The organism is Rhodococcus opacus (genome assembly GCF_012396235.1).
GTDB lineage: Bacteria > Actinomycetota > Actinomycetes > Mycobacteriales > Mycobacteriaceae > Rhodococcus_F > Rhodococcus_F opacus.
This window is the reverse complement of sequence record NZ_JAAXPA010000038.1, coordinates 35,182-60,035: the sequence shown is the minus strand read 5'-3', so window position 1 is coordinate 60,035 and position 24,854 is coordinate 35,182. Positions and strand designations below refer to the sequence as shown.

General features: G+C 68.8%; 20 protein-coding genes and 1 tRNA gene. 4 read left to right on the top strand and 17 right to left on the bottom strand.

The annotated features are described in order from the left end of the window. Window positions 1-13: 13 nt before the first annotated feature. The 8 genes from prfA to argS form a co-directional block, all read right to left on the bottom strand. On the bottom strand, window positions 14-1,093 hold the full coding sequence (gene prfA, locus HGB39_RS34055; protein WP_005571060.1) for a peptide chain release factor 1: 1,080 nt from the start codon (window positions 1,091-1,093) through the stop codon (window positions 14-16). A 92-nt stretch (window positions 1,094-1,185) separates the two neighbouring features. Beyond that, on the bottom strand, window positions 1,186-1,428 hold the full coding sequence (rpmE, locus tag HGB39_RS34050) for a 50S ribosomal protein L31 (protein ID WP_005252948.1): 243 nt from the start codon (window positions 1,426-1,428) through the stop codon (window positions 1,186-1,188). Window positions 1,429-1,654: 226 nt separating this feature from the next. Further along, on the bottom strand, window positions 1,655-3,775 hold the full coding sequence (gene rho / locus HGB39_RS34045; protein WP_064080749.1) for a transcription termination factor Rho: 2,121 nt from the start codon (window positions 3,773-3,775) through the stop codon (window positions 1,655-1,657). A 328-nt stretch (window positions 3,776-4,103) separates the two neighbouring features. Then, entirely contained in the window at window positions 4,104-5,048 is a 945-nt protein-coding gene (thrB, locus tag HGB39_RS34040; protein WP_039952663.1) for a homoserine kinase, read from the bottom strand. A gap of 44 nt (window positions 5,049-5,092) precedes the next feature. Beyond that, window positions 5,093-6,175 carry a threonine synthase gene (thrC, locus tag HGB39_RS34035; RefSeq protein WP_054248124.1) on the bottom strand — a complete coding sequence of 361 codons (1,083 nt, stop codon included), beginning with the start codon at window positions 6,173-6,175 and terminating at the stop codon, window positions 5,093-5,095. Then, the gene (locus HGB39_RS34030; protein ID WP_005252944.1) at window positions 6,172-7,485 is read right to left on the bottom strand and encodes a homoserine dehydrogenase; all 1,314 of its coding nucleotides are present in this window, start codon (window positions 7,483-7,485) and stop codon (window positions 6,172-6,174) included. The genes thrC and HGB39_RS34030 overlap by 4 nt, the downstream gene beginning before the upstream one ends. Beyond that, on the bottom strand, window positions 7,482-8,903 hold the full coding sequence (gene lysA / locus HGB39_RS34025; RefSeq protein WP_005571137.1) for a diaminopimelate decarboxylase: 1,422 nt from the start codon (window positions 8,901-8,903) through the stop codon (window positions 7,482-7,484). The genes HGB39_RS34030 and lysA overlap by 4 nt, the downstream gene beginning before the upstream one ends. Next, complete coding sequence (gene argS / locus HGB39_RS34020) at window positions 8,900-10,552, bottom strand: arginine--tRNA ligase (RefSeq protein WP_005571134.1); 1,653 nt, start codon at window positions 10,550-10,552, stop codon at window positions 8,900-8,902. Before argS ends, lysA begins: the two co-directional genes overlap by 4 nt. A gap of 218 nt (window positions 10,553-10,770) precedes the next feature. On the opposite strand from argS, the gene HGB39_RS34015 reads away from it, so the two are divergent. After that, complete coding sequence (locus HGB39_RS34015) at window positions 10,771-11,691, top strand: thioredoxin-like domain-containing protein (protein ID WP_054248127.1); 921 nt, start codon at window positions 10,771-10,773, stop codon at window positions 11,689-11,691. Next, window positions 11,684-12,394, top strand: a complete 711-nt coding sequence (locus HGB39_RS34010; RefSeq protein ID WP_054248128.1) for a DUF305 domain-containing protein — start codon at window positions 11,684-11,686, stop codon at window positions 12,392-12,394. Before HGB39_RS34015 ends, HGB39_RS34010 begins: the two co-directional genes overlap by 8 nt. Window positions 12,395-12,403: 9 nt before the next feature. Here HGB39_RS34010 and HGB39_RS34005 read toward each other — a convergent pair whose 3' ends face one another. Further along, the gene (locus HGB39_RS34005; protein WP_005573481.1) at window positions 12,404-14,806 is read right to left on the bottom strand and encodes a phosphoketolase family protein; all 2,403 of its coding nucleotides are present in this window, start codon (window positions 14,804-14,806) and stop codon (window positions 12,404-12,406) included. A gap of 166 nt (window positions 14,807-14,972) precedes the next feature. Between HGB39_RS34005 and HGB39_RS34000 the strand changes: the two genes are divergently transcribed. Further along, window positions 14,973-15,048 (top strand) — tRNA-Arg (locus tag HGB39_RS34000). A gap of 210 nt (window positions 15,049-15,258) precedes the next feature. Further along, window positions 15,259-16,419 carry a N(5)-(carboxyethyl)ornithine synthase gene (locus HGB39_RS33995; RefSeq protein WP_005252938.1) on the top strand — a complete coding sequence of 387 codons (1,161 nt, stop codon included), beginning with the start codon at window positions 15,259-15,261 and terminating at the stop codon, window positions 16,417-16,419. A 29-nt stretch (window positions 16,420-16,448) separates the two neighbouring features. On the opposite strand, the gene HGB39_RS33990 is transcribed toward HGB39_RS33995, so the two are convergent. Genes HGB39_RS33990 through HGB39_RS33955 form a run of 8 tightly spaced genes read right to left on the bottom strand, consistent with a single transcriptional unit; the run spans window position 16,449 to window position 24,854 of the window. Then, window positions 16,449-18,107 carry an AMP-binding protein gene (locus HGB39_RS33990; RefSeq protein ID WP_005573480.1) on the bottom strand — a complete coding sequence of 553 codons (1,659 nt, stop codon included), beginning with the start codon at window positions 18,105-18,107 and terminating at the stop codon, window positions 16,449-16,451. Window positions 18,108-18,160: 53 nt separating this feature from the next. Next, window positions 18,161-18,949 carry a RhlG family 3-oxoacyl-ACP reductase gene (locus HGB39_RS33985; RefSeq protein WP_005573479.1) on the bottom strand — a complete coding sequence of 263 codons (789 nt, stop codon included), beginning with the start codon at window positions 18,947-18,949 and terminating at the stop codon, window positions 18,161-18,163. Window positions 18,950-18,960: 11 nt separating this feature from the next. Beyond that, window positions 18,961-19,944 carry an NADPH:quinone oxidoreductase family protein gene (locus tag HGB39_RS33980; RefSeq protein WP_054248130.1) on the bottom strand — a complete coding sequence of 328 codons (984 nt, stop codon included), beginning with the start codon at window positions 19,942-19,944 and terminating at the stop codon, window positions 18,961-18,963. Between the two features lie 35 nt (window positions 19,945-19,979). Continuing rightward, window positions 19,980-21,080: an acyl-CoA dehydrogenase family protein gene (locus HGB39_RS33975; RefSeq protein ID WP_005562319.1), complete on the bottom strand. Its 1,101-nt coding sequence runs from the start codon at window positions 21,078-21,080 to the stop codon at window positions 19,980-19,982. Further along, window positions 21,077-22,267 (bottom strand): acyl-CoA dehydrogenase family protein, encoded by a 1,191-nt coding sequence (locus HGB39_RS33970; protein ID WP_005562321.1) that lies wholly within the window; start codon window positions 22,265-22,267, stop codon window positions 21,077-21,079. Before HGB39_RS33970 ends, HGB39_RS33975 begins: the two co-directional genes overlap by 4 nt. Before the next feature lie 5 nt (window positions 22,268-22,272). Beyond that, entirely contained in the window at window positions 22,273-23,034 is a 762-nt protein-coding gene (gene fabG, locus HGB39_RS33965; RefSeq protein ID WP_005562323.1) for a 3-oxoacyl-ACP reductase FabG, read from the bottom strand. Between the two features lie 10 nt (window positions 23,035-23,044). Then, window positions 23,045-24,079 carry a phosphotransferase family protein gene (locus HGB39_RS33960; RefSeq protein ID WP_043787660.1) on the bottom strand — a complete coding sequence of 345 codons (1,035 nt, stop codon included), beginning with the start codon at window positions 24,077-24,079 and terminating at the stop codon, window positions 23,045-23,047. Continuing rightward, window positions 24,072-24,854, bottom strand: a complete 783-nt coding sequence (locus HGB39_RS33955; RefSeq protein WP_064080748.1) for an SDR family oxidoreductase — start codon at window positions 24,852-24,854, stop codon at window positions 24,072-24,074. The genes HGB39_RS33960 and HGB39_RS33955 overlap by 8 nt, the downstream gene beginning before the upstream one ends.

Below are 24,854 nucleotides of genomic sequence, written 5' to 3'. Positions count from 1 at the left end.
TCCCGCTTCGCGGTTACTCCGCGGCGAGCCTCGCCTCACGGTCCGACTTGCCCAGGGCGTCCAGCAGGGCGTCGAGTTCGCCGTCCAGGACCGCGTCCAGGTTGTGGGACTTGAAACCGATCCGGTGATCGGTGATGCGGTTCTCCGGGAAGTTGTAGGTGCGGATGCGCTCCGAACGGTCGACGGTGCGCACCTGGCTCTGCCTGCCCGCCGACGCCTCGGCATCCGCGGCTTCCTCGGCGGCGGCCTGCAGCCGCGCGGCCAGCACCTGCATGGCGCGGGCCTTGTTCTGCAGCTGTGAGCGCTCGTTCTGGCAGGTCACGACGATTCCGGTGGGCAGGTGCGTGATCCGGACCGCGGAGTCGGTGGTGTTGACACCCTGACCACCCTTGCCCGAGGAGCGGTAGACGTCGATGCGCAGATCGGTTTCGTCGATCTGCACCTCCTCGACTTCTTCCGGTTCCGGGTAGATGAGGATACCGGCGGCGGACGTGTGGACGCGTCCCTGCGATTCCGTGACGGGCACGCGCTGCACGCGGTGGACACCGCCCTCGAACTTCAGTCGCGCCCAGACCCCGTCACGCACATCGCCCTTCGACTTGATCGACAGCGTCGCGTCCTTGTATCCGCCCAGATCGGACACGGTCGCGTCGAGGATCTCGACACGCCAGCCGTGCCGCTCGGCGTACCGGACGTACATCCGGGCCAGATCGGAGGCGAACAGCGCGGATTCCTCGCCGCCCTCCCCCGACTTCACCTCGAGCACCACGTCGTCACCGTCGTGCGGGTCGCGGGGGGCCAGAAGGTCGGTGAGGGTCTTGTCGAGTTCCAGGACCTGCGCCTCGAGTTCGGGTACCTCGGCGGCAAAGCTGGAGTCGTCGGCGGCGAGTTCGCGCGCGGCATCCAGATCGTCCTGCGCCGACTTGAGCCTGGTGTACGTCGCCATGATCGGCGCGAGCTCGGCGAATCGCTTGCCCGCCTTGCGGGCCGCGGAAGCGTCGTTGTGCAGGGCCGGGTCCGCCAACTGCTGCTCCAGGCCGGCATGTTCGGCCAGGATGTCGTCGATGGCCGACGGCTGGGTGGTCCCTGCCATGATTCGCTCCGCTCTGCGTTTCTTTCGGGAATGGGCACAAAAAAGCCGACGCCCGGCCTGCAATTATCGCAGGACGGGCGTCGGCGGAACAGCTAGGACTCTGCAGATTCCTTGGCTGCGCCCTTGCCGGCGCGCTTGCCGTAGCGAGCCTCGAAGCGGGCGACACGTCCACCGGTGTCGAGGATCTTCTGCTTGCCGGTGTAGAACGGGTGGCACTGCGAGCAGACCTCGACGTTGATACGCCCGGTCTCCTTGGTGCTGTGGGTCTCGAAGGTGTTTCCGCAACCGCAGACCACGGTGGTGGCCACGTAGTTGGGGTGAATGCCTGACTTCATGGTGTCCCTTTCAATGGTCGCCGGGTCGCCTTCGCCGTTCGAAGACGTGAACCGGAACCGGACTCAGCCGCTCAGTATGCCAGATCGCAGGTTCGCGATCCCAATCGGCATTTGTGCTTGCGGTGTGGTCAACGCGGGTGGTCCGCGTTTTGTTCCACGGTGGTTCCCGAGGGAAAACAGCGGGGCCCGGCGACCGAGAGTCGCCGGGCCCCGCGTCGGGTCGAGATCAGTCGTCGATCGCGCCCGGAGCAGTCTTCGACACCTGCATGAGGAATTCGATGTTGCTCTTGCTCTTCTTGAGGCGGTCGATCAGCAGATCGATGGCCTGGTGCGAGTCGAGACCCGAGAGCACGCGCCGGAGCTTGTGCAGCACCGCCGCCTCGTCCGGGCTGAGCAGCAGCTCGTCCTTACGCGTACCCGACGGGTTCACGTCCACGGCCGGGAACACACGACGTTCCGCGATCTTGCGGTCGAGCTTCAGCTCGGCGTTACCGGTGCCCTTGAACTCCTCGAAGATCACGGTGTCGCCGGTGGAACCGGTCTCGACCATGGCCGTCGCGATGATCGTGAGCGAACCGCCGTTCTCGATGTTGCGCGCAGCACCGAGGAAACGCTTCGGCGGATACAGCGCGGTCGAGTCGACACCACCGGAGAGGATGCGTCCCGAGGCCGGCGACGAGTTGTTGTACGCACGGCCGAGGCGGGTGATCGAGTCGAGGAGGACGACGACGTCCTTGCCCGCCTCCACCAGACGCTTCGCACGCTCGATGGCCAGCTCGGCGACCGAGGTGTGGTCTCCCGGCGGACGGTCGAAGGTCGAGGAGATGACCTCGCCCTTCACCGAACGCTGCATGTCGGTGACCTCTTCGGGACGCTCGTCGACCAGCACGACCATGAGGTAGCACTCGGGGTTGTTGGTCGCGATGGCGTTGGCGATGGCCTGCAGAACGCTGGTCTTACCGGCCTTCGGCGGGCTCACGATCAGCGCACGCTGTCCCTTGCCGATCGGCATCACCAGGTCGATGACACGCGTCGTCAAGATGTTCGGCGTCGTCTCCAGACGCAGCCGCTGATTCGGGTACAGCGGGGTGAGCTTGCCGAACTCGGGGCGCTTCTTGGCCGCTTCCACGTCGCCACCGTTGACGGTGTCGATGCGGACCAGCGGGTTGAACTTCTGGCGCTGGTTGCCCTGCTCGCCTTCGCGTCCGACCCGGACGGCGCCGGTGATGGCGTCGCCGCGGCGGAGACCGTTCTTGCGGATCAGGTTCATCGACACGTAGACGTCGTTCGGTCCGGCCAGGTAGCCGGAGGTCCGCACGAACGCGTAGTTGTCGAGGACGTCCAGGATGCCGGCGACCGGCTGCAGGACGTCGTCCTCGCGGATCTCGGTCTCGCGGGCGTCACCGCCGCCGCCTTCGCCGCGGTCGCGTCCACGACGGCGTTCGCGGAAGCGACGTCCGCGGCGTCCGCGACCGCCTTCCTCGTCGTCGCTCGGGCGGTTGTCGTTGGTGCGCGGGCCGTTGCTGCCCTGGCTGCGGTCGCCACGGTTGTCGCGATCGCCCCGGTCACCGCGATCGCCCCGGTCACCGCGGTCGCCCCGGTCACCGCGGTCGCCGCGGTCACCACGAGTGTCGCCACGATCACCGCGGTCGCCGCCCCGCTCACGTCGGCTGCGGTCGCCGCCCTGTTCGCCGGCCCCGTCCTGCTTGGCCGGCTTCTCGGCGGAATCCTGACGGTCGTCGGCCTGCTTGCGCTCGGCCTGCTGCGTGTCGGTGGCATTCGCCGAGGCGGTGTCCTGAGCGTTGCCGCCCTGGTCACCCTGCTCGGGTGCGCCTGCCCGACGCGCGGATCCGCGGCGCTGACGCCCGCGACGGCCGCCTTCGGCGGTGTCGGAGTCGGCGGCTGCGCCGTCGCCCGTCGCGGGTTCGGCCGACTTGGGCTCGGCGGTCTTCTCCGTGGTCTCCGCCTGCGGAGTCACTTCGAGTTCGGTCTGAGCGGACTGTTCGCGCTTCGCGCGCGTGGCCCGGGTCCGGGGAGCGGCTTCGGTCGCGGCAGCGGCCGGGGCGGAAGTGCCGCCCTGACGCTCCTTGATCGCGGCGATCAGGTCGCCCTTGCGCATCCCCGAAATGCCCTTGATGCCCAGCTCACCTGCGAGAGTGCGGAGCTCGGTGAGCACCATTCCGGACAGCCCGGCACCCCGGCGCGCCTCGGCGCGCTTGGTGGAGGCTGTCACGGCACCGGTGCCGGGTGCGGTCGATGACGCCTGTGAAGAGTCGCCTGCCTGCGCGCCAACGGTATCCACCGAGGAGGCGCGCACAGGAGCGGCGATGAGGTCCGTATCGGTCACGGAGGTCCTTTCCTTCCCTCACTCGCGCTGCGCAGAGTCGAGGGTTCGTCCCGTAATTCGGTTTCGAATACCGAATTCGGATGTGCCGTACGTAGTTGCATGTGAAGAACTGCCGGCTTGCCCGCCATCACATCACCTTTGAAACAGGCGCGTACTCGCAATCCCTACACGACAGATAGTGCGGAGGATCGTGCCAGGAGCCGTCAACCCCGATTGACCTGGAGTAATTGCCCTGGTGAAGCACCGGCGTCTGATGCGCACGATGTACGGACATTGCCCAGGATAGCTGTGAACGACCGTAGGGGCAAGGAGACGCCCCTACGGCGTGTCAGCTGGTCCGGACGCCGTCCGCCACGTCCAGTTCGAGAACCTGCAACCCCTCGGCCTCGGCCTGCGCTCGAAGATCCACGGGGAAAGGCTCCGTGGTCAATGCGAGGACGGTCGGTCCGGCTCCCGAGACGGTGGCGGCGATACCCGCCTTGCGGAGGACGGCGATCCATCGCGTCGTGAGCGGGAGAGCCGGAGCGCGCTGCGTCTGATGCAGTCGGTCCTCGGTGGCCGCCATCAGGAGGTCGGGACGCTCTGTGAGCGCCACCACAGCGAGGGCCCCGCGGCTGACGTTGAACGCCGCGTCCCGGTGGGGAACCGTCTCGGGCAACAGACCCCGCGTATGGGCGGTCGACGAGCGCTCCCCCGGCACGAGAGCGACGACGCGGATCGCGGGATGGACCTTCAGCGCGACCGCCGAGTAGATGTCGGTGGCCGCGGGCGCTCCGTCGGTCTGCTCGCCCGCGCAACTCCACGACACCACGGCACCGCCGAGCACGCTCGCCGACGCGTTGTCGGGGTGCCCTTCGAATTCGGACGACAGCTGGACGAGCTGATCGAGCGACAGTCCGAGTTCGGGGTCGAGCTTGATCGCCAGGCCGTTGGCGGCCGCCAGCCCCCCGACGACGGCGGAGGCCGACGAACCCAGGCCCCGAGAATGGGGTATCGCGTTGCGGCACACCACATCCAGGCCTTCAGCCCACACACCCGCCGATTCCAGGCCACGTTCGATGGCCCGGACCACGAGATGGGACGGACCCCACGGCACGTCGTCGGCACCCTCGCCTTCGACCCGGATCTTCAGCCCCGAACCCGTGGTGGTCACGGTGATCTCGTCGTACAGTCCGAGCGCGATGCCCAGCGTGTCGAAGCCCGGGCCGAGATTGGCGCTCGACGCAGGCACGCGGGCGGTCACGGTGAGGCCCGTGGGGAGGGTCTGTGTCATGGCAGCGGTGTGGTCCTGCGGCGTGGTGGGCGTGGGCGCCACCACTACGCCAGCTCGAGGGCCGACGCGACCGCGACAGGATCGACCGGGATCGGTTGAACCTCAGGCATACCCGCCAACGCCGTGTCGGGGTCCTTGAGGCCGTTACCGGTGACCGTGCAGACGACGGTCAGCCCCGAGTCCAGCCAGCCCTCCTTGCGGGCGGCGAGCAGACCTGCGACGCTCGCGGCCGAGGCGGGCTCGACGAACACCCCTTCGGTCCTGGCGATCAGCCGGTACGCCTCGAGGATCTCGTCGTCGGTCGCGGCCCGGAAGGCGCCGTGCGACTCTTCCTTGGCGGTGACCGCGCCGTTCCAGGACGCGGGCGAGCCGATGCGGATCGCGGTCGCGATCGTCTCCGGGTCCTTCACCGGTGCGCCGTGGACGAGCGGGGCGGCGCCGGCGGCCTGGACGCCGAGCATGCGCGGCTTCACGCTGGTGAGCCCGTCCGCGTAGTACTCGGAGTACCCGCGCCAGTACGCGGTGATGTTGCCCGCGTTGCCGACCGGGAGCACGTGCACGTCGGGGGCCTTGCCCAGTGCGTCGCAGATCTCGAAGGCCGCGGTCTTCTGGCCCTCGATGCGGACCGGGTTGACCGAGTTCACGAGCCCGATCGTGGGGAACTCCGCGGTGGTCTTGCGGGCCAGTTCGAGACAGTCGTCGAAGTTACCCTGCACCTGGATGATCCGCGCGCCGTGCATGACGGCCTGCGCGAGCTTGCCCATCGCAATCTTGCCCTGGGGCACCAGCACGGCGCAGGTCATCTTCGCCTTCGCGGCGTACGCGGCGGCGGAAGCGGACGTGTTACCCGTGGACGCGCACAGAACAGCCTGCTGGCCGCGGGCGAGCGCGTCGGTGACGGCCATCGTCATGCCGCGGTCCTTGAACGAACCGGTCGGGTTGAGCCCCTCGACCTTCAGGTAGACGTCGCAACCGGTGAGTTCCGAGAGGTGCCCGGCGGGCAGCAGCGGGGTACCGCCCTCGCGCAGGGTGACCGTCTTCCAGTTCGGTCCGATGGCGAGGCGGTCGCGGTAAGCCTCGATCAGCCCCGGCCAGGGGATGTGAACGGGGTTACGGGTGCCGGTCATTGTTCGGTGCCTTCCAGTCGCAGCACGCTGGTCACAGCGGTGACGAATTCGAGTTTGCTCAGTGCCTCAACGGTTTCCGACAGAGCAGAATCCGTCGCGACGTGGGTCACGACGACGAGGCGGGCACCGTCGCCGGCGCCTTCCTGCCGCACGGTGGAGATGCTGACGCCGTGCTGCGAGAATTCGGCAGCCACCGCCGACAGGACCCCGGCCTTGTCCGTCACCTGCATGTTGACGTAGTAGCGCGTGGGGATGTCGCCGATCGGCGCGATCTTCAGCTTGGCGTACTTGGACTCGCGGGGTCCGCGGCCACCGTTCACCTTGTTGCGCGCGGCCATCACCAGGTCGCCCATCACGGCCGACGCGGTGGGGGCGCCGCCTGCGCCCTGCCCGTAGAACATCAGGCGTCCGGCGTTCTCCGCCTCGACGACGACAGCGTTGAACGCACCGTTGACCGAGGCCAGCGGATGTTCCAGCGGCACGAGCGCCGGGTAGACCCGCGCGGAGATCCGCTCCTTGCCCTCGGGGGTGGTGATCCGCTCGCAGATGGACAGCAGCTTGATCGTGCAGTCGAGTGCACGAGCCGACGTCAGGTCGGCCGCGGTGATCTTGGAGATCCCCTCGCGGTACACGTCGGCGGCCGTGACCCGGGTGTGGAATGCGATCGACGCGAGGATCGCCGCCTTGGCGGCGGCGTCGTAGCCCTCCACGTCGGCGGTCGGATCGGCCTCGGCGTATCCCAGGCGTCCGGCCTCGGCGAGGGTCGCGGCGTAGTCCGCGCCGGTCTCGTCCATCGCCGACAGGATGAAGTTGGTGGTTCCGTTCACGATTCCGGCGACCTTGTTCACCCGGTCACCGGCGAGGGACTGGATGAGCGGGCGGATCACGGGGATCGCGCCGGCCACGGCGGCCTCGAAGTAGAGGTCGACGTTGTGCAGTTCCGCGGCCTCGGCCAGTTCACCCGTGTGATCGGCGAGCAGCGCCTTGTTGGCGGTGACGACGGACTTGCCGGAGTTGAGCGCCGAGAGGATCAGCTTGCGGGGCAGGTCCATGCCGCCGATCACCTCGACGACGAGGTCGACGTCGTCGCGGGCCACGAGTGACTCCGCGTCGGTGGTCTGCAACTCCTCGGGAATTCCGCGGTCCTTGCCGGGGCGGCGCACGGCCACTCCGCGCAGTTCCAGCGGGGCACCGACGCGAGCCTCGAGGTCTTCGCTGTGCTCCCGCAGGATGCGCACGACCTCGCTCCCGACGTTGCCGAGGCCGAGGACGGCCACACCGATAGCGCGATGCGCCGATTCGCTCGTCACTCCTGTACCTCCAAGCTCAGCAGGTCTTCCACGGTTTCCCTCCGGAGGATCACGCGCGACTGTCCGTCGCGCACCGCCACCACGGCAGGGCGGGCGAGCAGGTTGTACCTGCTCGACATCGAATAGCAGTATGCACCGGTGGCCGCGACGGCGAGCAAATCGCCGGCGTCGATGTCCTCGGGCATCCAGGTGTCGCGGATCACGACGTCGCCGGACTCGCAGTGCTTACCGACGACGCGGGACACCACCGGTGCCGCGTCGCTGACCCGCGAGACCAGTTTGGCCTCGTACTCCGCCTGGTACAGCGCGGTACGGATGTTGTCGCTCATTCCGCCGTCGACGCTGACGTACCGGCGGGTGAGGTTGGCGCCGACGGTGACGTCCTTGATGGTGCCGACCTCGTACAGCGTCACCGTGCCGGGTCCGGCGATCGCGCGTCCGGGTTCGACGGCCAGCGTCGGCTCCGGCAGACCGGCGAGCGCCGACTCGTTGCGCACGATGTCGCCGAGTTTGGCGGCGAGCTGGTCGACCGGCGGCGGGTCGTCGGTGGGGACGTAGGAGATTCCCATGCCGCCGCCGAGGTCGATGATCGAGATCTGGGCGGTCTTGTCCACGCCGAACTCCGCGACGACGTCCCGCAGCAGCCCGATCACGCGGTGTGCGGCCAACTCGAAGCCGTCGACGTCGAAGATCTGCGAGCCGATGTGGCTGTGGAGTCCGACCAGCCGCAGATTGTCGGCGGCGAAGACCCGGCGGACCGCGTCGATCGCCTTTCCGCCCGCGAGCGAGAACCCGAACTTCTGGTCCTCGTGGGCCGTGGAGATGAATTCGTGGGTGTGTGCCTCGACTCCGACCGTCACGCGGATCAGAACGTCCTGCAGCACACCGGCTTCGGCGGCCACCTTGTCGAGGCGGTCGATCTCCGTGGCGGAGTCGAGCACGATGTGCCCGACCCGGGCCGACACGGCGGCGGTCAGCTCGGCGACCGATTTGTTGTTGCCGTGCATGGCAATTCGCTCCGCCGGGAATCCGGCGTGCAGGGCGACCGCCAGTTCACCGCCCGACGCGACGTCCAGGGACAGGCCCTCGTCGGCGACCCAGCGGGCGATCTCGCCGCACAGGAACGCCTTGGATGCGTAGTGCACCTTGGCGGTGGACCCGAACGCACGGGCCATGTCGCGGCAGCGGGACCGGAAGTCGTCCTCGTCGACCACGAACAATGGGGTGCCGTACTTCTCGGCCAGTTCGGTGACCGGGATGCCCGCCAGGCTGACGACTCCGTCCGCGGCGCGGTGCGCGTTGCGGGGCCACACCTCGGGAGAGAGTGCGGCGAATGCGGCCGCGTCGGCGGGACGTTCGGGCAGACCGGGTGCGTGCAGCTGTTCGGCGTGCTTGGGACCTGCGGGGTGCGCGTTCACATCTGCTCCGGTGCGCTGACGCCGAGCAGGGCCAGCCCGTTGGACAGGACCTGACGGGACGCGTCGCACAGCGCCAGTCGCGCGATGTGCAGCGGGCCGATTTCCTCGTCGCCCTGGGGCAGGATCCGGCAGGCGCCGTAGAACCGGTGATAGGCACCGGCCAGCTCCTCGAGATACCGCGCAATGCGGTGCGGCTCACGCAGATTCGCGGCACTGGTGACGACGCGCGGGTACTCGCCGAGGGTGCGGATCAGATCGCCCTCCTGCTCCGTGACGAGCAGCGAGAAGTCGGGATCCGTGACCGCGACACCGAGGTCGGCGGCGTTGCGGGCGATGGCCGACAGGCGGGCGTGCGCGTATTGCACGTAGTACACCGGGTTCTCGTTGCCGGTGCTCGTCCACAGTTCGAGGTCGATGTCGATGCTCGAATCCACCGACGACCGGATCATCGCGTACCGCGACGCGTCGACGCCGATCGCCTCGACGAGGTCGTCGAGGGTGATGACCGTCCCGGCGCGCTTGCTCATCTTCACGGCCACACCGTCGCGGACGAGGTTCACCATCTGGCCGATCAGCACCTCGACGGTGTCGGGGTCGTCGCCGAACGCGGCCGCGGCCGCCTTGAGCCGGCCGATGTACCCGTGGTGGTCGGCACCGAGCATGTAGATGCACAGGTCGAAGCCGCGGGAGCGCTTGTCCTGGAAGTAGGCGATGTCACCGGCGATGTACGCCGCGTTGCCGTCGCTCTTGATGACGACGCGGTCCTTGTCGTCGCCGAAGTCGGTGCTCTTGAGCCACCAGGCGCCGTCCTCCTGGAACAGGTTGCCGGAGTCCTTGAGCGTCTCGACGGCCTTCTCCACCGCACCGGACTCGAACAGCGAGTTCTCGTGGAAGTAGACGTCGAAGTCGACGCCGAACTCGTGCAGGGTGCGCTTGATGTGGGCGAACATCAGGTCGACGCCGATGGCGCGGAAGACTTCCTGCTGCTCGCCCGCGGGCAGTTCCAGCACGTCGGGGCGCTGCTGCTGCACCTGGGTGGCGATGTCGGCGATGTACGCGCCCGCGTAGCCGTCCTCGGGGGCGGGTTCACCCTTGGCGGCCGCGATCAGCGAGCGGGAGAACCGGTCGATCTGGGCGCCGTGGTCGTTGAAGTAGTACTCGCGGGTGACTGCCGCGCCCTGGGTGGACAGGATCCGGCCCAGCGCGTCGCCCACGGCCGCCCAGCGCGTTCCACCGAGGTGGATGGGGCCGGTGGGGTTGGCCGAGACGAACTCGAGGTTGATCTTCTTGCCGTCGAGCGTGTGTCCGGACCCGAACGCGGCACCCTCCTCGAGGATCTTCGCGACGATCGCGCCCTGCGCGTCGGCGGCCAGGCGGATGTTGAGGAATCCCGGGCCCGCGATGTCGGCGCTGTCGATGCCCGCGGCCGCGGTCAGCGCCTCGGCGAGCCAGCCGGCCAGCTCACGCGGGTTGGTACCGACCTTCTTGGCCACCTGCATCGCGACGTTGGTGGCGTAATCGCCGTGCTCGGGATTGCGCGGACGCTCGACCGTGAGAGTTTCGGGAAGCACGGACACGTCGAGTCCGCGTTCGGCGAGCACTTTCGCGGCGGTTCCGCGGAGCAGTTCGGCAAGGTCAGCTGGAGTCACAGGTATCTATCCTATGGCCAACGCGTCCCGGGCGGTGATCCGCCTTCCCGCGAGTCCCGCCGCGGGCCCGGCGACCGCCGGCGAGCGTGGCCGCGGCCACTCTCCCAGGTTGCGCTCAGGGTGGGAAAGTACAGTGGTGTCGCCCTGAGTCCCGGCCCTCAGCTTCCGGTTACCGGGGGTCGAGCGCCCGTAACCCACACACCGAAAGATCACAATCGATGCCAAGCGGTTCGGAAAGTCGCGGTCCCGATAAGAACTCGGGCGCGAAGTCGGCGAAGGCCATCAAGGCCGCCAAGAAGAGGAGCGGCGGCGCGAAAGTCAAGGGTGGCGCGTCCGCTCCGCGGACCATCCCCTGGCTGACGATCGGCGCCGGAGCTGCCGTTCTCGCACTCGTGGCGATCCTCGCGATCAACCTGGTCCCCAAGTACCAGGCCAAGGAAGAAGCCGCGAAGTACGCACCGAGCGTCGAGAATCCCGACCCGTCGGTCAACATCGACGGCGTCGTCAAGGTCGACTACCCGGCCGGCATCCACATCCAGCCGACGCAGCGCGTCGCGTACGACCAGTCGCCCCCGTTCGGTGGCCCGCACGACGCCATCTGGGCGACGTGCACCGGCACGGTCTACCCGAACGCGATCCGCACCGAGAACGCCGTGCACTCGCTCGAGCACGGCGCCGTGTGGATCGCCTACAACCCGGACGAGCTGTCCGCCGACCAGGTCGAGACGCTGAAGGACAAGGTGGACGGCGAGACGTACACGCTGATGTCGCCGTTCCCGGGCCTCGACAGCCCGGTCTCGCTGCAGTCGTGGGGGCACCAGCTGAAGCTGGACAGCGTCGACGACGAGCGCATCGACCAGTTCATCACCGCGCTGCGGATCAACAAGAACACCTACCCGGAGGTCGGCGCGAGCTGCTCGTCCATCCCGGGCTCCGGTTTCGACCCCGACAACCCGCCGCCGTTCGACCCGAGCGCACCCGGCGCGGACGCGGTGCCGATGGACGGTGGCGGTATCAGCCCCGACCAGTCCGAGTCCGGTGGCGCGGGGGCGCAGCTGCCCAGCGGCATGCAGCTCCCGAGCGACCTGCAGCTGCCGTCCGATCTGCAGCAGGCGCCGGCTGAGGGCGGCAATGGCTAGTTCAGCCGAACCCGCAGCCAATCCAGCCCCGTCCCGGCCCAGTCAGCGCACAGCGCTGCTGGTCATCGGGCTGATCGGCGCCATCGCCCTCGGATTCGCGCTCGGGTTCCTCGCCCGGCTTCCGCTCGAGGACTCCGGCGCCCCGGTTCCCGAGGCCGGTTCCGTCGACGTCGGATTCGCGCAGGACATGAGCGTGCATCACAGCCAGGCGGTGGAGATGTCGGCGATCGCGCTGGCGGGCGCCACCGACCCGGCGGTGCGCGGCCTCGCGTACGACATCCTCACCACGCAGCAGAATCAGCTCGGGCAGATGCAGGGCTGGCTCGCGCTGTGGGATCAGCCGGCGCTGCCGTCCGGCGGCTACATGGGCTGGATGGAATCCGAGCACTCGGACGGTCACGACCACGGATCCGCCGACAGCGGGCACATGGGATCGATGTCGAAGATGCCGGGCATGGCGTCCTCGGAGGACATGGCCGCGTTGCGTCAGGCCACCGGTCCGGCCGTCGACGTCCTGTACCTCCAGCTGATGCTGCGTCACCACCAGGGCGGACTTCCGATGATGGAGTACGCGGCCCAGCACGCGTCGGAGGACGCGGTGCGCTCTCTCGCGCAGACGATGGTGGACACCCAGCAGAGCGAGTCGACGGTGATGACGAACATGCTCACCGCGAAGGGCGCTGCTCCCCTCCCGATGAACTGACTTCCGGCTTCACGACCACGTCCAGTCGCGCACCTCGGGCATGTCCTCGAGGTGCGCGACGACGTATTCGCCGTGCCGTTCGAGTTGCCGGAGGCAGAAATCGGCCAGTTCGCCGGCACCGGCCGGCTCTCTCCGCGTGCGTCGCAGCGCCTCGAGGACCAGGTGATAGCGGCTCATCCGGTTGAGCACGACCATGTCGAACGGTGTCGTCGTGGTGCCCTGTTCGCTGAAGCCGCGAACGTGGAACCGGTCCGGGGCGGGACGCCCGTGGATCAGCTCGTGGACGGCGCGCGAGTACCCGTGGAACGCGAACACCACGTCCGTGTCCGCGGTGAACAGGTCGAGGAACATGCGTGCGTCGAATCCGTGCGGGTGTTCGGTGGGGGTGAGCAACCCCATCAGGTCGACGACGTTGACCACCCGGGTGACCAGGTCCGGCGTGTGTTCGCGCAGCAACTGCGCCGCGGCGAGGATCTCCTGGGTCGGGACGTCCCCGGCGGCGGCGAGCACGACGTCCGGGTCGGCGCCCACCGCGCCTTCCGTCCCCGCCCACTCCCACACCGACGCCCCGGCCGCGCAGTGCGCATGCGCCTCCGCGAGGGTCAGGTACTGCAGGTGCGGCTGCTTGTCGACCACGATGAGATTGACGTGGTCGGTGCTGCGGAGGCAGTGGTCGGCGATGGAGAGCAGAGTGTTCGAGTCGGGTGGCAGCCAGATCCGGACGACATCCGGTGCGAGCGGGATGACGGCGTCGATCATGCCCGGCCCCTGATGACTGAACCCGTTGTGGTCGTTGCGCCAGCACGTGCTGGTCAGCAGGACGTTCAGCGACGCCACCGGTGCCCGCCACGGCAGATCCACCGCGTGCTGCAGCCACTTCGTGTGCTGGACGAGCATCGACACGCTCACCATCGCGAACGCCTCGTAGCTGGCGAACAGCCCGTGCCGCCCCGACAGCAGATATCCCTCCAGCCATCCCTCGCAGAGGTGCTCGCTGAGCACTTCCATCACCCGGCCGCGGGCCGACAGTCCGTCGTCGTAGTCGGTGACCGGCAGCTGCCAGCAGCGGTCGGTCACCTCGAACACGGCGCCCAACCGGTTGCTGGCCGTTTCGTCCGGGCAGAACAGCCGGAAGTATCCACCGCCGTCGGGCGTGGTGGTAGCGACGTACAGGTCGCGGAGCAGTTCCCCGAGCACCCGGGTGGTCTCGTGGACGGTGGTGCCGGGCTTCTCGATCGCGAGCGCGTACTTCTCCAGCGGCGGCACGGGAAGATCGGCACGCAGGCGGCCGCCGTTCGCGTACGGCGACGAACCCATCCGCTTGTCGCCCTGCGGCGCGAGCCGCTCGAGGTCCGGAACGAGTGCGCCGGAGGAGTCGAACAGTTCACCGGGGCCGTAGGACCGCATCCACTCCTCGAGCTGACGCAGATGCGCCTCGTCGGTCCGCACCCCCGACAGCGGAACCTGATGCGCCCGGTGCGTGCCCTCGACGAGCACGCCGTCGACGGTGCGCGGACCGGTCCAGCCCTTCGGGGTCCGCAGCACGATCGCCGGCCACTTGGCTGCGCTGCGCCGGCCGGCCCGCGCCTCCCGCTGCAGGTCGGAGATCGCTGCGTGCGCGTCGGTGAGGGCGCGATGCAGCGCCGGGAAGACCTGCCTCGGGTCGTCGCCGGAGACGACGGTCGGCGCCCAGCCCTGACCGCCGAGGAACGCCTCGACGTCCGCGTCGCTGCTGCGACCGTAGACGGTGGGCCCGGCGATCTTCGCTCCGTTGACGTGCAGGATCGGCAACACCGCTCCGTCACGTTCCGGATTGAGGAATGCGGGGAGTTTCCACGAACCGGACAGTGGTCCGGTCTCGGCCTCGCCGTCTCCGATCACGCACGCCACCAACAGGTTCGGGTGATCGAATGCCGCCCCGGCGGCATGCGCGAGAGCGTAGCCGAGCTCGCCGCCCTCGTGGATGCTGCCCGGCGTCTGCACACTGACGTGACTCGGGATGCCACCCGGCGTCGAGAACTGCCGGCAGAGACGGTGGATACCGGCGGCATCGCGGGACACGCCCGGGTACACCTCGGAGTACGTCCCCTCCAGGTACGTGGCGGCGACGAGCGCAGGGCCACCGTGTCCGGGACCCGTCACGTAGAGACAGTCGGTGTCGGTCCGGCGGATGAGACGGTTCAGCAGGGCGTAGATCATCGACAGACCCGGGCTCGTCCCCCAGTGCCCGAGGAGCCGGGGTTTGATGTGTTCGGGGCGCAGCGGCGCACGCAGAAGCGCGTTGTCCTGCAGGTAGATCTGCGCGACCGTCAGATAGTTGGCCGCTGCCCACCACCGCAGGTCCAGATCGAGGTCGGAATCGGAATAGTGCCCGTCGGAGTCCTGCGACCCGACCTGCCGTCCATCGGTCATTCTCGACCCCTCCCCGGGAGTTCGCGAGCGTCCACGTCCTCCCGACACTAGGCGTGTTCGGGCCGCTACCGGGGCGAGTCCACGAAGTAGGGGGACCGATTTGGTCGATCCCACTACCCATGCGCTACGATTGGCCAGCCCAATCGGCACACCGGATTTCCGGTGCGCCCCCGTAGCTCAGGGGATAGAGCGTTCGCCTCCGGAGCGAAAGGTCGCAGGTTCGAATCCTGCCGGGGGCACCACGAGGAACTGCGTCGCCTGTCGCGGCGCAGCCTTTCTCTCTGGTGCTACCAGTCTTCCCCGAGTGATCTCCTCGGGCTTTGTCGAGAGCTGCAGCCGCGCCGGCAGATGCCGCGCACATCGATCGAACGCTGGCCTCCTCCATTGCGGGTTCCGCGGCAACAACTCTCTGCCGAAGACTCTCTCCGGCAGTGTCGACCAAGGGACACCCTGTGCAGCAACACCGCTCTCATCCACTCACCCTCGGCGTCGTCGCGCGTTCGAGCAAAACCGACGAACGCCGGCTCCCGATCCACCCGCTCCACTTCGACCGGATCGACCCCGACCTCCGTGGCCGCATCCATCTCGAGTACGGCTACGGAGAGCCCTTCGGCGTGTCCGACGAGCAGCTGGCCCTGTCGGTGGGCGGTCTGCGCACCCGGGAGCAGCTGATCGAGCACAACGACGTCCTCCTGCTGCCCAAACCTCTCGCGAAGGATCTGGCGGACCTGCGTGACGGCCAGATCCTGTGGGGGTGGCCGCACTGCGTCCAGGACACGGAGCTCACCCAGGTGGCCGTCGATCGCCACCTCACGTTGATCGCGTTCGAGGCCATGAACCACTGGAGCGTCGAGGGGTCGTTCCAGCTCCATGTCTTCCACAAGAACAACGAGCTCGCCGGATACAGCTCGGTGCTGCACGCCCTGTCGATCGCGGGTTCGACCGGCGACTACGGCCGCCGTCTCCGCGCCGTGGTCCTCGGCTTCGGTGCCACCGCCCGCGGCGCCGTCACCGCGCTGAACGCCCTGGGCATCCACGACGTCCACGTCGTCACCCAGCGCGGGGTCACCGCCGTGAGCTCGCCGATCCACTCCGCGGAGATCGTGCAGTTCGATCACGACGACGCCGATCCGCGCCGCAGCCACGTCACCACGGACGAGGGCCGGATGCCGCTCGCCGGATTCCTCGCCCGGCACGACATCATCGTCAACTGCGTCCTGCAGGACACGGAGTCGCCGCTGACGTTCCTGATCGACTCGGACGTCGAGACCCTCCTGCCCGGCAGCCTCGTCGTCGACGTGTCCTGCGACGAGGGAATGGGCTTCAGCTGGGCCCGGCCCACGTCGTTCGCCGATCCGACGTTCATGATCGGTGAGAACGTCCGCTACTACGCGGTCGATCACAGCCCGTCCTACCTGTGGAATTCGGCGACGTGGGAGATCAGCGAGGCCCTGCTCCCGCACCTGGGGACGGTCCTCGACGGACCCGCCGCCTGGGACCGCAGCGACACGATCCGGCGGGCCGTCGAGATCCGCGACGGGGTCGTGCAGAACCCCCGGATCCTGTCGTTCCAGCACCGCGCGGCGGACTACCCGCACCCCGTTCTCGCCTGATCGTCGGAACGAACGGGACGGCGGCGGGCTCAGGCCGGGGTGCTGCGGCGCATTTCGCGTCGGAGGATCTTCCCACTGGCCGTCTTGGGCAGTTCGTCGACGATCTCGACGCGCCTCGGGGCCTTGTAGCTCGCCAGCCGCTCCCGGCAGTACTCGACGAGGTCGTCCGTCTCGACCGTCTGCCCGGGGCGGAGGCTGACGAACGCGGCGACGGTCTCGCCGCGGTAGCTGTCCGGCTCGCCGACGACGGCGGCCTCCCGGACTGCCGGGTGCCGGTACAGGACGTCCTCGACCTCGCGCGGCCAGACCTTGAACCCGGACGCGTTGATCATGTCCTTCTTGCGATCGACGACGTACACCCAGCCCTGGGCGTCCATGAAGCCCACATCGCCGGTGAGCAACCGGCCGCCGGGCAGCGACTGCGCCGTGGCGTCCGGCTTGTTCCAGTACGCGGGCACGACCATCGGCCCGTCGACGGCGATCTCCCCGACTTCGAGCGGGTCGAGGTCGTGCCCGTCCTCCCCGACGATCCGGATCACGGCGGACGGAAGGGGCAGGCCGATCGCCAGCGTGCCCGACGACGGATCGACCGGCGCCTCCAGGTTCGGCGGGACGACGACGCACGGTGCGCTGGTCTCGGTGAGCCCGTAGCCGTTGCGGATGTACTTTCCGGTCAGCTCCCGGAACCGTTCGACGATGGCAGGGGGTAGCGGGGCGCCACCGGACATCACGGCCTCCAGCGAAGCGAAGCGCTCACCGGAGAAGTCGGGGTGGGCCATCAGCGCCATGTAGGCGGTGGACGGGCCGACCATGAACACCGGCCGCTCCCGCTCGAGGGCGTCGAGGACGACCCCTGCGTCGAACCGGTACGCGAGGATCAGCGGCGACGCCAGGTCGATCGCGGTGAGCAACTGGCACACCATGCCCGTGATGTGGAACAGCGGTGCGAGCGCGAAGATCGGCGAACCGGCGGGCTTGCTCTCGTACAGGCGCAGGATCGAACTGTTGACGGTGAGATTCCGGTGGGTGTTGATCGCTCCCTTGGGGACTCCACTCGTTCCGGACGTGTAGGACACGAGCGCGACGTCGTCCGGGACCAGACCGGGATCCGGCACGCCGGCCCCCGCGCGCGCCCGGGCCACCTCGAGCAGGTCCGGCACGCCCTCGGCGCGCACCCGGGTCACGCCCCCGAACACCCGTGGGTCGCCGGACGTCTGGATGTCGAGTTCGCTCGCGGTCAGCGCGATCCGCACCCCGGCGGCGGATGCCCGCTCCGCCACCCGATCGGCCCACGCGTTCTCGCTGCACACGATCGCGGTGACTCCGGCGTCGGTGAGGATGTGAGAAAGCTCGTCCCGGTACATCGGGTTCAGCGGGACGACGACACCGCCCGCCTTCCACGTGCCGAGCAACGCCAGCACGAACTGCGGGATGTTCTGCAGGTAGATTGCGAGCCGGTCGCCCTTCCCGAATCCGTTCTCGGTGAGGTAGGCGGCCACACCGTCGCTGAGTTCGTCGACCTCGCGGTAGTCGAGGGTGCCCCCGAGGTACCGGATGGCCGGCCCGTCCGGGGCGGATTCGACCGCGGCCGAGAACATGTGGAGCGCTGTCCGGGCGGGGATCTCCCCCACGGAACGCGTGTTCTCGTCGTACCGATCCATCCAGGGCCTGTCGTCGTACCAGCTCATCGCGGCCGTACCGCCTCTCGCTCGTTCCGTGTTCCGACTGTCTGACGTGCTGTTCAGCGTGTTCCCGACATCCCGCCGTCGACGGGGACGACGGTGCCGGTGAGGTAGGCCCCGGCACGCGAGGAGAGGAAGATCGCGGTGCCCGCGACGTCTTCCGGGGTGCCGACCCGGCCGAGCGGGACCGATCCCTCGACCGCCTCCTTCCGCTCCGGATCGTCCAGGACGAAGGCCATCATCTTGCTCGGAAACGGTCCGGGGGCAATGGCATTGACGGTGATCCGCTCGGCGGCCAGTGTCGCTGCGAGCTTGCGGGTGAGCATGTGGACCGCGGCCTTGCTCGCCCCGTACGAGAAGTTCTCGCTACCCGACACCACGAGTCCGTCGATCGATCCGATGTTGATCACCCGGGCGGGGTCACCGTCCGTCGCCGCGGCCCGCAGACTCGGCAGCAACGCCTGGGTGAGCATGAACACGCCCTTGACGTTGATGTCGAAGATCTTGTCGAAACCGGCGGCCGGGAAATCGTCGACCGGCGCACCCCACGTCGCTCCGGCGTTGTTCACCAGGACGTCCAGCCGGGGCGACACCTCGGCGACCCGCGCGACGAGGCCCTCGATCCCCTCCTCGGTGGACAGGTCGGCGGGGTGTGCGTGACACGTCCCCGGCCCGGCGGCGGACAGTTCGGCCGCGGCCTTCTCGCACGCCTCGGCCTTGCGGGCGGAGATGATCACGGTAGCCCCGGCCAGGACGAATCCTTGCGCGATCATCCGGCCGATACCCCGCGAACCTCCGGTGACCACCACGGTCTTGCCTGCGACGTCGAACAGCGAACCGATGTCCATGTGCGTTCCCTTCAGGGTTGGAAGACGAGGCGGCCGACGGTGCTGCCGTCACCGAGCCGGCCGATGCCGTCGGCGACGTCCGCGAGCGAGAGCCGCTCGCTGATGAGCGGCGTGATCGCACCGGAGTCGGCGAGACGGGTCAGTTCCTCGTGGCAGTCGGCGATCGCCTGCTGGTTGTACTGCTTGTACAGACCCCAGTGCAGGCCGATGATCGAGTAGTTCTTGATCAGGGCGTGATTGAGGCCGGGTGTCGGGATGGTGCCGCCGGCGAAACCGATGATCAGGATCCGGCCTTCGAACGCGATGCACTTGGTGGACTTCGCGTAGGCGTCGCCGCCGACCGGGTCGTAGACGACGTCCGCGCCGCGTCCGCCGGTGAATTCCTTGACCAGCGGAACGAAATCGTCGGTGTGCCGGTCGATCACCAGATCCGCCCCCAGCCGGCGGCAGTACTCGACCTTGTCGGAGCCTCCGACGACGCCGATCACCTTCGCTCCGGCAGCCTTGCCCAATTGCACTGCGGCGCTGCCCACTCCGCCCGCGGCGGCATGGACGAGCAGCGTCTCCCCCGGCTTCAGCTGGGTGCGCCGGTGCAGGGCGAACCAGCTCGTCTGGTAGCCGATGCTCAACGCCGACGCCTCGGCGTCGTCGAGCGCGGACGGGGCGGCGAACGTGTTGGCCTCGTCCATCACGGCCATCTGGGCGAATCCGCCGCCGGGCAGGTTGGGGTTGCCGATCACCCGGTCGCCGACGGCGAAGCGGGTCACGCCGTCACCGACCTCCAGCACGTCACCGCACAGCTCGACTCCGGGTGTGAACGGCAGCGGCGGCTTGATCTGGTATTCGCCGCGGCACAGCAGCACGTCGGGGAAGTTCGCCGGTGCGGCGAGAACCTTCACCAGCACCTGGCCGGGGCCTGCCGTCGGATCCGGGACCTCCTCGAGTTGCAGCGCGGTGCGCGGCTCGCCGAGTTCGTGGACACGCCATGCCTTCATGGATTGCTTCCTGACTGTCGGTGGTGCGGCTCGGGTTACGCGGGCAGGTCGATCAGGTCGGCGAGGCGCGCGCGGTGACGGTAGGCGGTGCCGAACGCGAGCTGATCGCTCTTCGCCCTCTTCAGATACAGGTGCGCGGGGTATTCCCACGTCATGCCGATCCCGCCGTGCAGCTGGACGCACTCCTCGGCGGCGTGGACGGCGACGTCACTGCAGTACGCCTGCGCGACGGCAGCCGCGACCTCGGCGTCCGCGTCGCCCCGGGCGGCAGTGTCCGCGGCGTAGCGGGCAGCGGCGGCCGCGGAGGTGACCTCGAGCCACAGGTCGGCGAGGCGGTGCTTGATCGCCTGGAACGACCCGACGGCGCGGCCGAACTGGGTTCGCTCCTTGACGTACGCCAGGGTCGTCTCGAAGCACCACTGCGCAAGCCCGAGTTGCTCGGAGGCGAGCAGTGCGGCACCGACGACGAGGGCGTCACGGACCGCCGCCGCGGCGTTGCCGTCGTCAATGCGGGTGGATGCGGCGGCGTCGAACGAGACATCCGACAGTGGCCGGGTCATGTCGAGCGCGAGCACGGAAATGACCGAGACGCCGGCGGTGCCGGCGGGAACCGTGTGCAGTTCGAGTCCACCCGGACCCTCGACCGGCACGATCAGGATGTCGGCCTCCGAGACGCCCGCGACACTGGTAACGGTGCCGGTCAGGGCGTCGCCGTCCCGGCGCACGGTCGGGGTGAACCGGCCCGGTGCGGTCGCGAGCCCGACCGTGAGCGCACCGGTGGTCGTCCCGTCGGCGAGTGCGCCGACCGTTCGCGAGTCTCCCGCCTTCAGCAGCGCGACCGTCGCGAGTACGGCGCTGGAAAGGTACGGGACGGGCGCGACGGCACGTCCGATCTCCTCCATGACCACCGCAGCCTCGCGTGCGGTCGCGCCGGCGCCGCCCAGGTCCTCGGGGACGAGCAGGCCCGCCAGTCCGAGTTCGACGGCGAGGGATTTCCACACTCCGGAGAAGTCGGCGGGTGCCCGGTCGTACGCCCCGACCACCAGTTCCGGTGGGCAGCGGTCGGCGAGGAGGCGGCGGACGGAGTCGCGCAGGGCGTCTTCCGTGTCGGAATACAGCAGATCTGCGGTGCTCATCGGGGCAGGTCCTTCCAGGCGATGTCCTTGTCGACGCGATGCTCCGGCGGGAGGCCGAGGACGCGTTCTGCGATGACGTTGCGCAGGATCTCGGACGTGCCGCCCTCGATCGAGTTGCCTTTCGCGCGCAGGTACCGGTAGCCGGGTTCACGGCCGGTGAAGTCGACCTTGTCGGGGCGGCGCATGGTCCAGTCGTCGTACCGCAGCCCGGCCTCGCCGTGGAGTTCGATGTCGAAACCCGAAATGGTCTGCGCGAGCCGGGCGAAAGCCAGCTTCAGGCCGGATCCCTCCGGGCCGGGTTGCCCGGCCTCGAGTTGTTGCCGCAGGCGTTCCCCGGTCAGCCGGGCGACCTCCGCTTCGACCCACAGCCGCAGCAGTTCGTCGTGCATCGCCGGATCGCGGAGTTCGGGTTGCTCCCGCCAGGCCTGGGCGACCGGTCCGATCATGCCGCTCTCGCGGGCGGCCGCGGAACCACCGATCGCCACCCGCTCGTTGTTGAGGGTCGCGGTGGCCACCCGCCAGCCCTGCCCCTCGTCGCCGAGCCGATCGGTATCGGGAATGTGGACGTCGGTGAGGAACACTTCGTTGAACTCGGCCTCACCGGTGATCTGCCGCAACGGCCGGACGTCGATACCGGGATCGCTCATGTCGCACAGGAAGTACGTGAGCCCGGCGTGCTTGGGCACCGTCGGATCCGTCCGGGCCACGAGGATCGCCATCTGTGCGTTCTGCGCCCCCGACGTCCACACCTTCTGCCCGTTGACAATCCAGCCGTCACCCTCACGGACGGCTCGCGTCGCGACCGCGGCCAGGTCGGAGCCCGCCCCCGGTTCGCTGAACAACTGGCAGTAGATGTGCTCGCTGGTGAAGATCGGCCGCAGGTACTTCTGCTGTTGTTCCTCGGTGCCGAACGCGGCGATGGTCGGCGCGGCCATGCCCAATCCGATCCCGTTGCGGCCCTTGGCCGGACCGGGCGCTCCGGCGGCAGCGAGTTCGGCATCGACCTGCGCCTGGAAGCTCTGCGGCAGACCGAGCCCGCCGCGCCCCGGCGGGAAGTGGACCCACGCGAGGCCGGCGTCGAATCGGGCTCCGAGGAACCCGGTCGGATCCGACAGGTCGTTCTGTTCGACGAGGGTCGCGACGCGATCGCTGAGGTCGCGTGCGATCGCCTGTTCGTCAGTGGTCATGTTCCTCAGTCCTTCGGTCCGCCGGCGACGTAGATCACTTGTCCGGACACGAATCCGGCACCCTCACTCGCCAGGAACGACGCGGTGTTGGCGATGTCCTCGGGCTGCCCGACGCGGTTCACCGGGATCTGCGACGCCGCCGCCTTCTTGAAGTCCTCGAAGCCGACACCCACCCGCTCGGCGGTGGCGGCGGTCATCTCGGTCTCGATGAAGCCGGGCGCGATCGCGTTCGCGGTGACACCGAACTTGCCCAGTTCGATGGCGAGCGTCTTGGTGAAGCCCTGCATGCCCGCCTTGGCGGCGGAGTAGTTGACCTGCCCGCGGTTACCGAGCGCGGACGTGCTCGACAGATTCACGATGCGCCCGAACCCGGCGTCGACCATGTGCTGCTGCACGGCCCGCGACATCAGGAACGCACCGCGCAGGTGCACGTTCATGACCGCGTCCCAGTCGTCGACGGTCATCTTGAACAACAGGTTGTCGCGGGTGATTCCGGCATTGTTGATCAGGATCGTCGGGGCACCGAGTTCGGTCGCCACCCGCTCGACCGCCGCGGCGACCGACGCCTCGTCGGCGACGTTCGCGCCCACGGCCAGCGCCCGGCCGCCGGCGGACTCGATGGCGTCGACGGTTGCCGCACACGCGGACTCGTCGAGGTCGAGCACGGCCACCGCGTACCCGTCGTTCGCCAGTTTCTTCGCCACCGCGGCACCGATGCCTCGTGCCGCGCCGGTGACGATTGCCGTTCTCTTCATGAATTTCTCCATCGTCGTTCGATCAGATTCCGGCCCGGGCGGCGATGTCGCACGCCTTGGCCACCAGGTCGTCGATGCGCTCGACGGTCGGGGTGCCCGCGGCCGCCTTGTTCTGCGGTTCGTCCCGCGCGCGGCGCATGACGCCCTCCGCGATGACCGCGACCTTCCACAGGCCGAGGACGTGCCAGAACGCGAGGGCTTGCGGGTCGCGGCCGGTCTCGTCGAGGTACACCCCGGCGATCTCCACCCGGTCCGGGAAACCGTCGAGGGTGGACGCGGGGAAGTCGCCGCCGGTCGTCTCGCCCGGCTCCGGCCAGTACGCGAGCAGGCTGCCGACGTCGGCGAGGGGGTCGCCGAGGGTGCACAACTCCCAGTCCAGGGCCGCGGTCACCTCCCCGGTCTCGTGGGAGGTGATGACGTTGCGCAGGTGGAAGTCGCCGTGCACCAGTGTCAATTCCCGCTGCTCCGGCACCGAGGCGGCGAGCCGTCGCGTCAGGTCGTCGAGGGCGGGCAGCTCGCGGGTCTTCGACTTCTCCCACTGCCCCGACCACCGCTTGAGCTGACGCTGCGCGTACGGCTTGTGGCTGGCCAGGTCGGTCAACCCGGTCCGGTCGAGGTCCACCGCGTGGATCTTCGCGAGCGTCCGCGGCAGCGACAGACCGATCGCCCGGCGGCGTTCCTGGGTCAGGGACTCCGCGATCGACATGCGATCGACGACCTGTCCGTCGACGAACTCCATCAGCAGCAGCGGTACCTCGCTCACCTCCGGGTCGTCGGTGAGTCCGAACACCCGCGGGGTGGGCACCACGGTGTCCTCGAGGGCGGAGAGGACCCGCGCCTCGCGGGCGACGTCGTGGGCCGACGCCAGCAGGTGTCCGAGGGGTGGACGCCGGAGCACCCATCTGCCGCCCGCCCGGTCCTGGACCAGGTAGGTGAGGTTCGACTGGCCGAGTCCGATCCGGTCGAAGGTCAGCGGTCCGGCACTGTCGATGCCGAGCGTGCCGAACCAGCGGCTCACGGCCTCGGTGTCGATGCCGACGACGTCCACGCTAGACACCGAGCTGGGCCCCCTGCCGGAACGGGAGGGCGTCGCCGAGCAGTTGACCGCCGTCGATCACCATGATTTCGCCGGTGATCCAGCTCGCGGCATCGGAGACGAGGAACGCGACCGCGGACGCGATGTCCGCGGGTTCGCCGATCCGCCCCAGCGCCGTGGACGCCGACACGGCCGGCTCGTGTTCCTTCCACAGCGCCTCGGCGAGCTTGGTCCGCACCACACCGGGAGCGACGGCATTGACCCGCACCCTCGGTGAGAGTTCCAGTGCCAGTTGCTTGGTGAGATGGATCAGCGCGGCCTTGGACGCGTTGTACAGACCGATGTTCGCCTCGAAGGCCATGCCGCCGATGGAGGCGGTGTTAACCACGGCGCCGCCGTGCTCGCCCATCCACGCCTTCGTGGCGAGCCCCGTCCACAGCACCGGAGCCCACAGGTTCACGTCGAAGGTCTTGGCGAATCGCGCGTGGTCCTGGTCGATGATCGGCCCGAACGACGGGTTCGTCCCCGCATTGTTGACCAGGATGTCCAGGCTGCCGAAGCGTTCGAGGGTGACGTCGACGCAGCGCCGGGCAGCCTCTTCGTCGACGGCGTGGGCGGCGAGTCCGATCGCGGTGCCCCCGACCTCGGCCGCAGCGGCGTCGGCCGATTCCTGGGACCGTGAGGTGAGCACCACGTTGCCGCCGGCGGCCGCGATGGCCTTGGCGACGGCCAGGCCGATGCCCCGCGACGCGCCGGTGACGATCGCGGTGCGTCCGGTGAGGTCGAGTCCGGCCAT